At 68.4% G+C, this 12,130-nt stretch carries 12 protein-coding genes; 5 read left to right on the top strand and 7 right to left on the bottom strand.

Annotated features, from left to right (window positions below; translation table 11 throughout):
- Window positions 1–76 precede the first annotated feature (76 nt).
- The gene (locus tag AC731_RS16310; protein ID WP_048707683.1) at window positions 77–1,093 is read right to left on the bottom strand and encodes a virulence RhuM family protein; all 1,017 of its coding nucleotides are present in this window, start codon (window positions 1,091–1,093) and stop codon (window positions 77–79) included.
- Window positions 1,090–1,329, bottom strand: a complete 240-nt coding sequence (locus tag AC731_RS16305) for a hypothetical protein (protein ID WP_237266551.1) — start codon at window positions 1,327–1,329, stop codon at window positions 1,090–1,092. Before AC731_RS16305 ends, AC731_RS16310 begins: the two co-directional genes overlap by 4 nt.
- A gap of 205 nt (window positions 1,330–1,534) precedes the next feature.
- Here AC731_RS16305 and AC731_RS16300 point away from each other — a divergent pair, with 205 nt between their 5' ends.
- From AC731_RS16300 to AC731_RS16290, 3 genes are all read left to right on the top strand, one after another.
- Complete coding sequence (locus tag AC731_RS16300) at window positions 1,535–2,572, top strand: aliphatic amidase (protein ID WP_048707682.1); 1,038 nt, start codon at window positions 1,535–1,537, stop codon at window positions 2,570–2,572.
- Window positions 2,573–2,633: 61 nt separating this feature from the next.
- Window positions 2,634–3,431, top strand: a complete 798-nt coding sequence (locus tag AC731_RS16295) for a CbbQ/NirQ/NorQ/GpvN family protein (RefSeq protein ID WP_048707679.1) — start codon at window positions 2,634–2,636, stop codon at window positions 3,429–3,431.
- Window positions 3,415–5,115, top strand: a complete 1,701-nt coding sequence (locus AC731_RS16290) for a nitric oxide reductase activation protein NorD (RefSeq protein ID WP_156480737.1) — start codon at window positions 3,415–3,417, stop codon at window positions 5,113–5,115. Before AC731_RS16295 ends, AC731_RS16290 begins: the two co-directional genes overlap by 17 nt.
- 37 nt (window positions 5,116–5,152) lie before the next feature.
- On the opposite strand, the gene AC731_RS16285 is transcribed toward AC731_RS16290, so the two are convergent.
- The 4 genes from AC731_RS16285 to AC731_RS16270 form a co-directional block, all read right to left on the bottom strand.
- A complete protein-coding gene (locus tag AC731_RS16285; protein WP_237266550.1) occupies window positions 5,153–5,950 on the bottom strand; it encodes a type IV pili methyl-accepting chemotaxis transducer N-terminal domain-containing protein in 798 nt (265 codons plus the stop codon).
- 139 nt (window positions 5,951–6,089) lie between these two features.
- Window positions 6,090–7,487, bottom strand: coding sequence for an FAD-binding oxidoreductase (locus AC731_RS16280; protein ID WP_048707675.1), 1,398 nt, complete (start codon window positions 7,485–7,487; stop codon window positions 6,090–6,092).
- Window positions 7,488–7,561: 74 nt separating this feature from the next.
- Window positions 7,562–8,587, bottom strand: coding sequence for a UDP-N-acetylmuramate dehydrogenase (gene murB, locus AC731_RS16275; protein ID WP_048707673.1), 1,026 nt, complete (start codon window positions 8,585–8,587; stop codon window positions 7,562–7,564).
- Window positions 8,580–9,068, bottom strand: a complete 489-nt coding sequence (locus AC731_RS16270; protein WP_088179243.1) for a PACE efflux transporter — start codon at window positions 9,066–9,068, stop codon at window positions 8,580–8,582. The genes murB and AC731_RS16270 overlap by 8 nt, the downstream gene beginning before the upstream one ends.
- A 235-nt stretch (window positions 9,069–9,303) precedes the next feature.
- Here AC731_RS16270 and AC731_RS16265 point away from each other — a divergent pair, with 235 nt between their 5' ends.
- Window positions 9,304–9,684 carry a rhodanese-like domain-containing protein gene (locus AC731_RS16265; RefSeq protein WP_048707669.1) on the top strand — a complete coding sequence of 127 codons (381 nt, stop codon included), beginning with the start codon at window positions 9,304–9,306 and terminating at the stop codon, window positions 9,682–9,684.
- Window positions 9,685–9,804: 120 nt separating this feature from the next.
- Window positions 9,805–11,139 carry an MFS transporter gene (locus AC731_RS16260; protein ID WP_048707668.1) on the top strand — a complete coding sequence of 445 codons (1,335 nt, stop codon included), beginning with the start codon at window positions 9,805–9,807 and terminating at the stop codon, window positions 11,137–11,139.
- Here AC731_RS16260 and AC731_RS16255 read toward each other — a convergent pair.
- On the bottom strand, window positions 11,078–12,019 hold the full coding sequence (locus AC731_RS16255; RefSeq protein WP_048707664.1) for a sodium-dependent bicarbonate transport family permease: 942 nt from the start codon (window positions 12,017–12,019) through the stop codon (window positions 11,078–11,080). The two genes, AC731_RS16260 and AC731_RS16255, sit on opposite strands and share 62 nt — an antisense overlap.
- Window positions 12,020–12,130 lie beyond the last annotated feature (111 nt).

The raw sequence follows: 12,130 nt of genomic DNA, 5'->3' as shown, positions 1-12,130 counted from the left end.
CGGCAGGTTCGGCAGCCCCAACGCTTTCAGGAGGGCGTTGTGCTTGTCGAGCGCAGTTTTCCTCTTCTGAGATCGGTCATGAAGCTTTTCCTGTGCGGCGCTTGATCCTGCTTTCCAGTGCTCTCAATTCCGCCTCGTCCTGCGCATCGGCTGCCTGCGCCTCCAGGCTCTTGCGGCGTTGGTCGTAATCGACAAACAGCGTACCCACCTTCTGCTCCATGCGGGCATGACTGACCGAACCCGCGCCACTCAGCAAGGGAAAGCCATTCGCGGTAATGATCTGCCCCACGTTCTCCTGCCAGAAGGCCATGGGGGTGAGCGTCTGCCGCTTGGCGCGCAGTTCGGCGGTTTCGAGAAAGATCACCACCAGCCGGTTGAGCGTGTCGATCTCGTCCTCGGTCAGGTAATTCTTGGCGACGACGATGTCCTGCTTGCGCACCTGCCTGCCCTTCCAAGTCAGCAGGCCAAAATGGGGGTCGGCGGGGTTGGCCCGCGCCAGAATGAGTTCAGCAGCGGTCTGCTGCGTCACCGCGTACAGCAGCATGTTCTGCACGGTGGCGAAAAATTGCTGGGTGGCCGTGTCGGTCTTCTCGTAATCGCTGGAGAGGGCGAAGAGATCACGCACCTTCTGATAGAACCGTTTTTCCGAGGCGCGGATATCGCGGATGCGCGCCAGCATCTCGTCGAAATAGTCCGGGCGGCCATCCGGATTCTTCAGCCGCTCGTCGTCCATGACGAAGCCCTTGAGCAGGTACTCCTTCAGCACCGTACTCGCCCAGCGACGAAACTGCACCCCGCGCGGCGAGCGTACGCGGTAGCCCACGGCCAGGATGGCGTCGAGGTTGTACAGCGTAAGTGACCGGTTAACCCGACGTCTGCCCTCGGTTTGAACTGTCAAGGATTCCTTGACAGTTGCCGCCGGGTCCAACTCTCCCTCGGCAAAGACGTTCTTCAGGTGCAGCGAAATGTTCTGCTTGGTGGCACTAAACAGTTCCGCCATTTCCAACTGCGTGAGCCAGACCGTTTGCCCATCTGCGCGCAACTGAATTTGGCTCTTGCCGTCTTCGCTGGTGTAGAGAATCACTTGCGTCATGCTGACGCCTCCTCGTCCAACTCGCCGCTGGCGAAGATGTTCCTGAGGTGCTCGCTGACCGTGCGCACATCCACAGCAAACAGCTCGGCTATCAGCTTCTGCGTCAGCCAGACGGTTTCGTCCTCGTAGCGCGCCTCGATGCTCTGGTCGCCCGCCTGACTGGTGAAGATCAGTAACTCGGCGGTGCTGTTACGGATGAGCTTCTTGTCGTGTCCGGTCATGTGTCCCTCGTTCATGCAACGTCTCTTCGCGCTCGAGCCCTTGCGCGCGGCAGCGAGCGTAGACGATATCAGGGACGGTGGAGTCATCTATGCAATTCAGATTCTCCATCGAATGATCCAAGCAGCCCCGATACGTCAAACAACGTATTTGTGCAGCGCACCACCGTCCCGACAATGAGGCCACATCCTTTGCAACCCGCCTCACCGGGAGACCCGATCCATGAGACACGGAGATATTTCGAGCAGCGCCGATTGCGTGGGCGTTGCGGTGGTCAACTACAAGATGCCGCGCCTGCACACCAAGGCCGAGGTGCTGGACAACGCGCGCAAGATTGCCGACATGGTGGTGGGCATGAAGCAGGGCCTGCCGGGCATGGACCTGGTGATCTTCCCCGAGTATTCGACCCACGGGATCATGTACGACCCCAAGGAGATGTACGACACCGCCGCCACGGTGCCGGGCGAGGAGACCGAGATCTTCGCCGCCGCCTGCCGCAAGGCCAAGGTGTGGGGCGTGTTCTCGCTGACCGGCGAGCGCCATGAAGACCACCCGAACAAGGCGCCCTACAACACGCTGATCCTGATGAACGACCAGGGCGAGATCGTGCAGAAGTATCGCAAGATCATGCCCTGGGTGCCGATCGAGGGCTGGTATCCGGGCGACTGCACCTACGTGTCCGACGGCCCGAAGGGCATGAAGATCAGCCTCATCATCTGCGACGACGGCAACTACCCCGAGATCTGGCGCGACTGCGCGATGAAGGGCGCCGAGCTGATCGTGCGCTGCCAGGGCTACATGTACCCGGCCAAGGACCAGCAGGTGATGGTGGCCAAGGCGATGGCGTGGATGAACAACTGCTACGTGGCCGTCGCCAACGCCACCGGCTTCGACGGCGTGTATTCCTACTTCGGCCACTCGGCCATCGTCGGCTTCGACGGCCGCACGCTGGGCGAATGCGGCGAGGAGGAGATGGGCATCCAGTACGCCGAACTCTCCACCAGCCTGATCCGCGACTTCCGCAAGAACGCGCAGTCGCAGAACCACCTCTTCAAGCTGCTGCACCGCGGCTACACCGGCAAGATCAACTCCGGCGAGGAACCCACCGGCGTCGCCGCCTGCCCCTACAGCTTCTACGGCGAGTGGATCAACGACCCGGAAGGCACGCGCAAGAAGGTGGAAGCGATCACCCGTTCCACCGTGGGCACGCCGGAATGCCCGATCGAGGGCATCCCCAACCAGCCATCGGCCCATCGCTGATTGCCCCTTCGGCCGCCCGATGCCCCGCGGGGCGTCGGGCGCGCCCATCCGGACGAACGCCATGGACCTCACCCCTTACCGCCTCACCGCCGAGCCCTACTACCACCCCACCGGCCACGAGATCGCCCTCTACGAGCACGCCTACGCCCACCGCCTGCCGCTGGTGCTCAAGGGCCCGACCGGCTGCGGCAAGACGCGCTTCGTCGAATACATGGCCTGGCGCCTCGGCAAGCCGCTGATCACCCTGGCCTGCAACGAGGACATGACCGCCGCCGATCTAGTCGGCCGCTACCTGCTCGACGCCGAGGGCACGCGCTGGCACGACGGCCCGCTCACCACCGCCGTGCGCCACGGCGCCATCTGCTACCTGGACGAAGTGGTCGAGGCGCGCCAGGACACCACGGTGGTGATCCACCCGCTCACCGACAGCCGCCGCATCCTGCCGCTGGACAAGAAGGGCGAGATCGTCGCCGCGCATCCCGACTTCCAGCTCGTCGTCTCCTACAACCCCGGCTACCAGAGCCACAGCAAGAGCCTCAAGCAATCCACCCGCCAGCGCTTTGCCGCGCTCGAGTTCGACTACCCGGCGGCGGAGGCCGAGGCGGACATCGTCGCCCACGAGGCCGGCATCGAGCGCGCGCTGGCCGCGCGGCTGGTCGACATCGCCCACCAGTCGCGCCGCCTGCGCGAGCGCGGGCTGGACGAGGGCATCTCCACCCGCATGCTGATCTACGCCGGCGTGCTGATCCGCGACGGCCTGCCGCCGGTCGATAGCTGCCGCATGGCGATGACCGCCCCGATCACCGACGACCCCGACATGCAGCGTGCGCTGGGGGCCCTCCTTGAATCGGCCTTCTGACCTGCCTGCGGCGTGGTGGCCGGTGGCCGCTATCGACAGCCTCGCCCCGCGCCTGGCCACGCTCGGCCACGTGATGCACGCCTTCGGCATCGACGACGGCGACGTGCAGGCGCTGGAACGCCCACCGCAGGACGGCCCTGCGCCGCGCCCGGTGCTGCACGGCGCCACCCTGCTGCTGCCCGAGGCGCCGCCCGCGTGGGCGCTACCTGCCGACGAGCTCCACCTCGCCGCCACGCTGCACGCCATCGGCCACCTGCGCCATTCCCCGCGCCGCCAGGCGGCAGGCAAGCGCAAGCCGATGAGCCTGGCGCTGGCCGGCGCCATCGAGGACGTGCGCGTCGACCGCCTGCTGATGCGCCGCCACCCCGGCGTCGGACGTCTGTTCCGCCGCCTGCTGCGCGGCCAGCCGGAACTGCCGCAGGTGGGCTTCGAGGCGCTGGTTGCGCGCCTGCAGCGCGTGCTGCTCGACCCGCAGGCCGAAGACCACGACAAGGACGGCGGCGACGCCTGGGTGCGCAAGGGCCGTGCACTGTTCGAGGCGCAGACCGCACGCCTGGACGATGCCGAGGCCTTCCGCGAGCTGGTGTCGGTGCTGGCCAATGATCTCGGCCAGTTGCGTGTGCGCATGAACCTGCAGACCTACGCCCCGCCCCTGCCCTGGCACGACGACAATAGCCACCTGTGGGCGCACGGCGCAAACGCCGAGCAGGCCGAAACCCCGCTGCGACGCCCGCCCCCGAAGGGCGAACCCCAGCCGACACCGCCGCAGGCGCCGAAAGACGCCTCGGACCCGGCCCCCCTGCCCGAGCTCGGCCGCCACGACTACCCGGAATGGCACTATCGCCTGGAGCGTGCCCGCGACAACTGGTGCACCGTGATCGAGCGCGCCGTGCCGCCCGCCTTGGCCTCAGCACCGACACCGCCCGCCCGCGCGCCGCTGCGGCTGGCGCGCAGCCGCCGCATCGACCGTAGCCAACGCATCCGCCGCCAGTGGGAAGGCGACGAGCTGGATCTGGATGCGGCCACCGAGGTCTTCATCGACCGCCGGCTGGGGCTGGCGCCGGACCCGCGCCTGTTCCGCCGCAACGGCCGCGCGGTGCCGCGTACCAGCCTGCTGCTGTTGCTCGACCTGTCCGCCTCCACGGCGGACCTGCAGCCCTGCGGGCGCAGCGTGCTGGATCTGGAACGCGAGGCCGCCGCGCTGCTGATGGATGCGCTGCGCGATCGTGAGGACAGGCTGGAAGTCGCCGGCTTCGATTCGGATGGCCGGCAGGCGGTTAATTACCTGCGCTTGCTTGATTTCGGCCAGCCCGCGCCGGCGGACCCGGCGACAGTGCTGGGCGCCGCGCGGCCGGGCCTGTCCACCCGGCTGGGCGCGGCCCTGCGCCACGCCACGGCGCGGCTGGCGAAGGAGACCAGCGCGCAACGCACGCTGCTGGTGCTGTCCGACGGCACGCCGTCAGACATCGACGTGTTCGACGCCCGGCATCTGGTGGAAGACGCCGCGCGCGCGGTGGTGGAGGCGCGGCGCAAGGGCGTGCGCTGCTTCTGCCTCAGCCTGGACCGCGCGTCCGAAGCGGATGTGCGCCGCATCTTCGGCCACGCGGGCTACCGCATCGTCGACGATCCGGCACGGCTCGCCGCCGTGCTGGCGCGCAGCTACGCCGAACTGGCCGGCGGCTGAAGTTGCGCGCGCCCGCAGCGGCAGGCGCCGGCCAAAATCAGTGCAGGGCTTCGTAGCCCCTCACCACCGCTTCCATCATCTCCAGGATGCGTTCGCTGGTGGTCGCCACGTTGGTGGCGCGGGTCAGCGTGTCCTGCCCCTTTTCGTCGAGTGCGTTCTGGAAGAAGAACCACTGTTGCGACGCCAGCTTCAGGTCGCTCTTGAGCTTGTCGGTGTTGATCGGCGCGGCTTCAAGCTCGGCCATCGCGGCGGCGAACTCCTTGCGTGCCGCGGCCAGATCTTCGCGCATGGTGCCTGCCGGCAGGTTCCAGTTGAGCGCCTGGTGCAGCTTGGCCATGCGCTGCGACAACATGCGCTGGCGGCCCGAGATGTTCACCAGACGGCCGGCCTGTGTGCCGGACAGCGCTTCGAACTGGCCGGTGAGCTGGTGCGCGAGGCCGAGCACCTCGTCGGACAGCTTCAGCACCTCGGGCGCACGCTCGCGCGAGGGCGCAGCGCCGACCAGCACATCCTTGTAGGCGATCCAGGCCTTCTCCAGCTTGAGGCTGGTCTCGCGGGTCTGGGCATTGGGGGCGTAGTTCTTCAGCTCGACGAGCTGGCGGTCGAACAGCGCGATCGACGCGTCGAGCACACGCTGCGAACGGGCCGTGTCGATGCCCTGGCCAAGCTGGAAGTAGGCCTTGGCCATGCGCTGCGACAGCATGCGCTCGCGACCGGCCTTGTTGATCGCCGAGTTGATGTCGGTAACCTGCGCGGTGGCCAGCAGCGGCTGCATGAACAGCACCATCAGCAGGGCGACGAACGCGGCCCGCAGGCCAGAGTGCGGCTGGATCATGTAAAACTCCTTGGGCATGTTGCAGTGTTCGGACAGGGAGCGGAGTCTAGGCGTCCGTCAAACCGGGCGTCATGATCGCGCTCAAGTTCCGTGCACATGCACCGGCGCCGCCGTGGAGGATTTCACGCTCGGCTGCAAGTCAGATCATGCGGCCGGGGTTGAGGATGCCCTGCGGGTCCAACGCGGTCTTGAGCGTGCGCATCAGCGCGATTTCCGCCTCGCTACGCGAGTAGTGCAGCCAGTCCTTCTTCAGCCGGCCGATGCCGTGCTCGGCCGACACCGAGCCGCCCTGCTCGCGCACGACGCTGTACACCGCATCCTCGATACGGTGCAGGCTGTCGGCGTCCTGCGGCACCCGGCACACCACGACGTGCAGGTTGCCGTCGCCGACGTGGCCGAAGAACAGCGCCCTGAGTTGCGGCCAGTCGCGTTCGAGGTTGGCGCGCACGCGGACGGCGCAGTCGCCGATGTCGGCCACCGGCACCGAGACGTCGAAGTTGAGCGTCGGCGCGTAGTCACGCAGCACCTCGGCGATGCCGTCGCGGATGGCCCAGAAGGCCTCGGCGTCCGCCACCGATTGCGCGATTGCCGCGTCGAGAATCCAGCCCGCCTCGATGGCCTGCTCCAGCATTGCCTCGAAACGCTGGCCGTCGGTTTCGGGCTGGCCGCAGTGCATGTCGATCAGCACATACACCGGGTAGTCGCCCGCCAGCGGCCAGCGCAGGCGGTTGGCCTCGACCGCGGTTTCCAGATAGTCACGCCACATGATCTCGAAGGCGCTGACCTGGCCCGACAGGCTCTGCTGCGCGTGGCGCAGGAAGCGCAGCGCCGCCGTGTAGTCCTGCAGCGCGACCAGCGCCGTGCTGGTGCCGCGCGGCAGCGGCTGCAGGCGCAGCACCACGCGAGTGACGATGCCGAGCACGCCTTCGCTGCCGATGAAGAGGTGCTTGAGGTCCATGCCTGCATTGTTCTTGGCCATGCGGTTCATCATCGACAGCACGGTGCCGTCGGCGAGTACGACCTCGAGCCCGAGCACCGACTCGCGCGTGTTGCCGTAGCGGATCACGCGGTTGCCACCGGCATTGGTCGCCACGTTGCCGCCGATCTGGCACGAGCCGCGCGCGCCGAGATCCACCGTCAGCAGCGCGCCGGCGTCGCGGCAGGCGTCCTGCACGGCCTGCAGCACGGCGCCGGCCTGCACCGTCGCCGTGCCCGAATCGACGTCGATGGATTCGATGCGGTTCATGCGCTCGAGCGACACCACCACCTCGCCCTCGCCCGGCACCGCGCCGCCGACCAGGCCGGTGAGGCCGCCCTGCACCACCACCCGCTGGCCGTGCGCGTGGCAGATCGCCACCATGCGCGACAGCTCGTCGGTGTTGCGCGGACGCAGGATGGCCAGCGGCACGCCACCGGCCACGCCGCTCCAGTCCTTCAGGTGGCGCGGGCTGGCGTCGCCGGCCAGCACCTCGTCGGCACCGAAGGCGGCGACGAGCGCATCGATTACAGGGGATGCAGCAGCATTGGCGTGGGACATGGCGGCTCGCGGATCGGATCGGGACAGGGCCGCCATGCTGCCATGCCCGGCGCTTTCGCGCAGCCCGCGACCGGTCAGACGAAGACCGGCTCGGGCTCCAGACGCACGCCGAAGCGCGCCTCGACATCGGCCATGATGGCCTGCGCAATGCGCGCCACGTCCGCCCCGCAGGCACCGCCGCGATTGACCAGCACCAGCGCCTGGCGCTCGAAGCTGCCCACCGGGCCGAGGCTGCGCCCCTTCCAGCCGGCCTGCTCGATGAGCCAGCCGGCCGCCAGCTTCTCGCCGCCGTCGGCCTGCGGGTAGTGCGGCATGGCGGGATGGTCGGCCAGCAGCCGCGCGCAGTGTGCAGCGTCGACCACCGGGTTCTTGAAGAAGCTGCCGGCGTTGCCGATCTCGGCGGGATCGGGCAGCTTGCGGCGGCGGATGGCGATGACCGCGTCGGAAACGTCGAGGGGTGTGGGCGCGGTGACGCCGCGCGCTTCCATCTCGCGCGCGACGTCGGCGTAGCGCGTCACCGGCTGCCAGGGGCGCGGCAGGCGGAAGCGCACCGCCGTCACCAGCCAGCGCCCCGGCTGGCGCTTGAACACGCTGTCGCGGTAGCCGAAGCCACAGTCGTCGAGCGCGAAGCTGCGGCAGGCGCCGGTCTCGAGGTCCACCGCGTCGAGCGAATCGAAGCGGTCGACGACTTCCAGCCCGTAGGCGCCGATGTTCTGGATGGGCGCGGCGCCGACCGTGCCGGGAATCAGCGACAGGTTCTCCAGCCCGGGCCAGCCCTGCATCAGCGTCCAGCGCACAAAGTCGTGCCAGTTCTCGCCGGCGCCGGCCTCGACGATCCAGGCGTCGGCCTCCTCGCGCATCAGTCGGCGGCCGGCGATCTCGACCTTCAGCACGGTGCCGGCGAAGTCGCCGGTGAGCACCAGGTTGCTGCCGCCGCCCAGCACCAGCCGGGGCGCATCCGCCCAGCCGGGCGCGTGCACCGCGGCGACAGCCTCCTCGGCCGAGCGCAGGCGCAGCAGGCGCGCCGCGCGCGCCTTCAGGCCGAAGGTGTTGAGGCCGGACAGGTCGGCGTCGTACTCGACGTGCGCGGGCTCAGCCATGCCCGCGCTCCAGGATCACCGCATCGCCGGTAGCGCGCGCGGCGTCCTGCGGAATCGGGAACAGGCGGTCGTAGCCGAGGTTGAACAGCAGCGCGTACACCGTGTAGGTGATGGCCAGCAGAACGTCGGCCACGGCGGCCTCGATCCAGCCCATGCCGGTCCACCACACGATGATGGGCAGCGTCATCGTAAACAGGCCGGCCTCGAAACCGACGGCATGAATGCAACGCAGGCGGAACGGCCGGCGGTCGGCGGTGCGGCCGGTGAGCCGGCCTTCGACCCAGTCGAAACTGGTGTTGTAGCAGCCGTTCCAGATCGCGGCCACGAGCGCGAGCAGCGCCAGCAGGCCGATGGACTCGGCGATCGGCACGCCGCTGGCCCAGGCGAAGGGCGGGGTGATCAGCAACAGGCCGCCGATCTCGAACATCGCGATCTGGCGCAGCCGATCGCTGAAAGAGCGAAGCTTGGGTTTGGATGACACGATGAAGTCCTGCAACGAAAGCGACCCCGGGGCGGGGTTCCATCAGCACGGGTCGTCCCGTGTAAAACCGACGGTCGCTGCGTCGTTGCGCATGGCGGGCGGGGTCGTCCCCGCGTCGGAACCAGATCGGCCGCATCGGGCCGCCCTCCTTTTTAGCAAATCGGCCGGCTGCCTGGCAAGCCGTGCCCACTGCTAACATCTGCGCACCTCAACCCCCCTCCCCCAGGACGACACCATGAAGACAGCCCAGGACCTCGTTGCCGCAGCCAAGGCCCGCACCCACGAGATCGGCATCGACGCCGCCGAAGCCGCGATCCGCGACGCGGATGTCGTGATCGACGTACGCGAACCCGACGAATTCAGCGCCGGCCACATCCCCGGCGCAGTCAACATTCCGCGCGGACTGCTGGAATTCAAGCTCGGCAGCCTGCCCGAGTACGACTCGCGCGACCTGAAGGTGGTGCTGTACTGCAAGACCAGCGGCCGCGCCGCGCTGTCGGCCTGCGCGATGCAGGACATGGGCTACGCGCAGGTGAAGTCCATCCTCGGCGGCTTCGACGCCTGGGCCGCGGCGGGCAAGCCGGTGGCCAAACCGAGCCTGCCGTCCTTCGGCTGACGGTCTTCCGCGATTGGGCGGGCGGCGCAAGGCCGATTAAACTATTTGGCCAAATAGTTATCGGACCGTGATCCATGCGCCGCACCCGCCGGGCTGCGGCCGGCTCACAAGGTTTCGCCCATGCTCCCTACCCTGCTGCCGATCGGCGCCCTGCTCGCCGGTATCGCCCTCCTGCTGCTCGGCTCCGGCCTGCTCAATACCGTCGTCGCCCTGCGCGGCAGCTTGGAAGGCTTCTCCGACACCACGCTGGGCCTGATCGGCTCCACCTACTTCTTCGGCTTCTTCCTCGGCACCTTCGTGGCGCCGCGCCTGATCCGGCGCATGGGCCACGTGCGCGCCTTCGCCTTCTTCGGCGCGGCGGTTGCGGCCTGCATGCTGCTGCACGCGCTGGTGGTGCAGCCGGCGTTCTGGATGCTGCTGCGCGTGATCACCGGCGTCGCGCTGGTCGGCTTCTACGCGGTGATCGAGAGCTGGCTCAACGAACAGACGGCCGCCGAACGGCGCGGCCAGGTGTTCGCGGTGTACATGGCGGTCAACCTGCTGGCGCTGGCCGGCGCGCAGCAACTGCTGCGCCTGGACGGCCCCGAGACCTTCACGCTGTTCGCCGTGGCGGCGATCTTCGTCTGCCTGTCGCTGCTGCCGGTGACGATGACCCGCCTGCCCCAACCCCAGCTCGGCCATACGCCCAGGCTGGACCTGCGCATGGTGTGGCGCGCCGCGCCGGCCGCCTTCGTCGGCGCGCTGTCGTCGGGCGTGGCGATGGGCGCGTTCTGGAGCCTGGGGCCGATCTACGGCGAGCGCGTCGGACTGGATGCGGCCGGCGTCGCCACCCTGATGACCAGCGCGATCCTGGGTGGCGCGCTGCTGCAGTGGCCGATCGGCCGCTTCTCCGACAGCGGCGACCGCCGCCGCGCGCTGGGTCTGGTCGCCGCCGTGGCCGCGGCCAGCGGCGCGGTGATGGTGGCGCTGGGCAGCTTCGCCTCGGTCGCGCTGGCAGGCTTCTTCGTGTTCGGCGCGGCGGCCTTCGCGGTCTATCCGATCGTGGTCGCGCACCTCATCGACCACCTCCACCAGCAGGACATCCTCGCCGGCAACACCGGCGTGCTGTTCCTGCATGGCGCGGGCGCGGCGTTGGGGCCGATGCTGGCCGGCGTGCTGCTGGGCTGGGTCGGCTCGGTCGGCCTGCCGCTGCATTTCGCGCTGGCCTTCGCGCCGCTGGCCGTATTCGCGATGCTGCAGGCCCGGCGCGGGGCCGACGAGATTGTGGATGAGGCGGCGCAGTTCGCACCGATGCTGCGCACCTCGCCGACGGTGCTGGAGATGGTCGCGCCCGAGTCGGGCATCGTAACCGCGCAGCAGGCCGACGCGGTTCAGACCGACGCCGAGCCGCCGCTCACACCCCCGCCATCGTCTGCGCCCACCACAGGTACAGCGGGATCCCCACCAGCAGGTTGAAGGGGAAGGTCACCGCCAGTGCCGCGGCCACGCCCAGGGCGGGGTTGGCCTCGGGCACCGCGATGCGCATCGCGGTGGGGGCGGCGATGTAGGACGCACTGCCGGCCAGGGTCATCATCAGCACCGTCCCGCCCACGCCCAGGCCCATCACCTGCGCCACGCCCCAGCCGAGCACGGCCAGCACCGGCGGCAGAGCAAGCGCGCAGCCGACCAGGAACAGCCCGGCCTTCTTCAGGTCCGGCAGGCGGTCGGCGGCGATCAGGCCCATCTCGAGCAGGAACAGGCACAGCGCGCCCTTGAACAGATCGACGAACAGCGGCGACAGCGGCTCCAGGCCCTGCGGACCGGCAACCCAGCCGATCAGGATGCCGCCCCCGAGCAGCACCACGCTCTTGTTGGCGAACACCTCGTGCACCAGCGCGCTCGCGGTGGAGCTGCCATCGGCCGACTTCACCCCACAGCGCGCGATCAGCGTCGCGACGATCAGCGCCGGCGCCTCCATCAGTGCGGCGAGCAGGGCCAGGTGGCCTTCCACCTCGATGCCACGGCCGGCCAGCACCGCCGCACCCACCGCGAAGGTGACGATGCTCACCGAGCCGTAGTGCGCCGACAGAGAAGCGGCATCCGGGCGCGAGAAGCGCAGGCGGAAGAGCGGGAACACCAGCAACGGGATGACCGCGCCGAGGCCGATCGCCAGTAGCGCATCCACCCACAGCGTGGCGCTTTCGGAGCGCGCGATCTCGACCCCGCCCTTCAGGCCGATGGCCAGCAGGAGGTAGATCGACAGGGTTTCGAACACCGCCGCCGGCAGGCGCAGCCCGCTCTTGACCAGCGAGGCGACGGCACCGAGGGCAAAAAAGAAGGGAACAGCATCGATCATGAATTCAATTTCCGTCAAGTGGCATTCATCTGTCTCGCGCCGAACTTCGACGCGAAACCTTGTGCAGCATTCTGCCGCAGCGCACACATGCAGAAAATTGATTTATTATTT

This window comes from Thauera humireducens, from assembly GCF_001051995.2.
GTDB lineage: Bacteria > Pseudomonadota > Gammaproteobacteria > Burkholderiales > Rhodocyclaceae > Thauera > Thauera humireducens.
The sequence above is the reverse complement of the archived record's forward strand: the minus strand, read 5'-3'. Positions and strand labels throughout refer to the sequence as shown.

Coding starts and splice junctions, on each gene's coding strand:
- AC731_RS16310 (WP_048707683.1), bottom strand. CDS start 1,093: ATGACGCAAGTGATTCTCTACACCAGCGAAGACGGCAAGAGCCAAATT.
- AC731_RS16305 (WP_237266551.1), bottom strand. CDS start 1,329: ATGAACGAGGGACACATGACCGGACACGACAAGAAGCTCATCCGTAAC.
- AC731_RS16300 (WP_048707682.1), top strand. CDS start 1,535: ATGAGACACGGAGATATTTCGAGCAGCGCCGATTGCGTGGGCGTTGCG.
- AC731_RS16295 (WP_048707679.1), top strand. CDS start 2,634: ATGGACCTCACCCCTTACCGCCTCACCGCCGAGCCCTACTACCACCCC.
- AC731_RS16285 (WP_237266550.1), bottom strand. CDS start 5,950: ATGATCCAGCCGCACTCTGGCCTGCGGGCCGCGTTCGTCGCCCTGCTG.
- AC731_RS16280 (WP_048707675.1), bottom strand. CDS start 7,487: ATGTCCCACGCCAATGCTGCTGCATCCCCTGTAATCGATGCGCTCGTC.
- murB (WP_048707673.1), bottom strand. CDS start 8,587: ATGGCTGAGCCCGCGCACGTCGAGTACGACGCCGACCTGTCCGGCCTC.
- AC731_RS16265 (WP_048707669.1), top strand. CDS start 9,304: ATGAAGACAGCCCAGGACCTCGTTGCCGCAGCCAAGGCCCGCACCCAC.
- AC731_RS16260 (WP_048707668.1), top strand. CDS start 9,805: ATGCTCCCTACCCTGCTGCCGATCGGCGCCCTGCTCGCCGGTATCGCC.
- AC731_RS16255 (WP_048707664.1), bottom strand. CDS start 12,019: ATGATCGATGCTGTTCCCTTCTTTTTTGCCCTCGGTGCCGTCGCCTCG.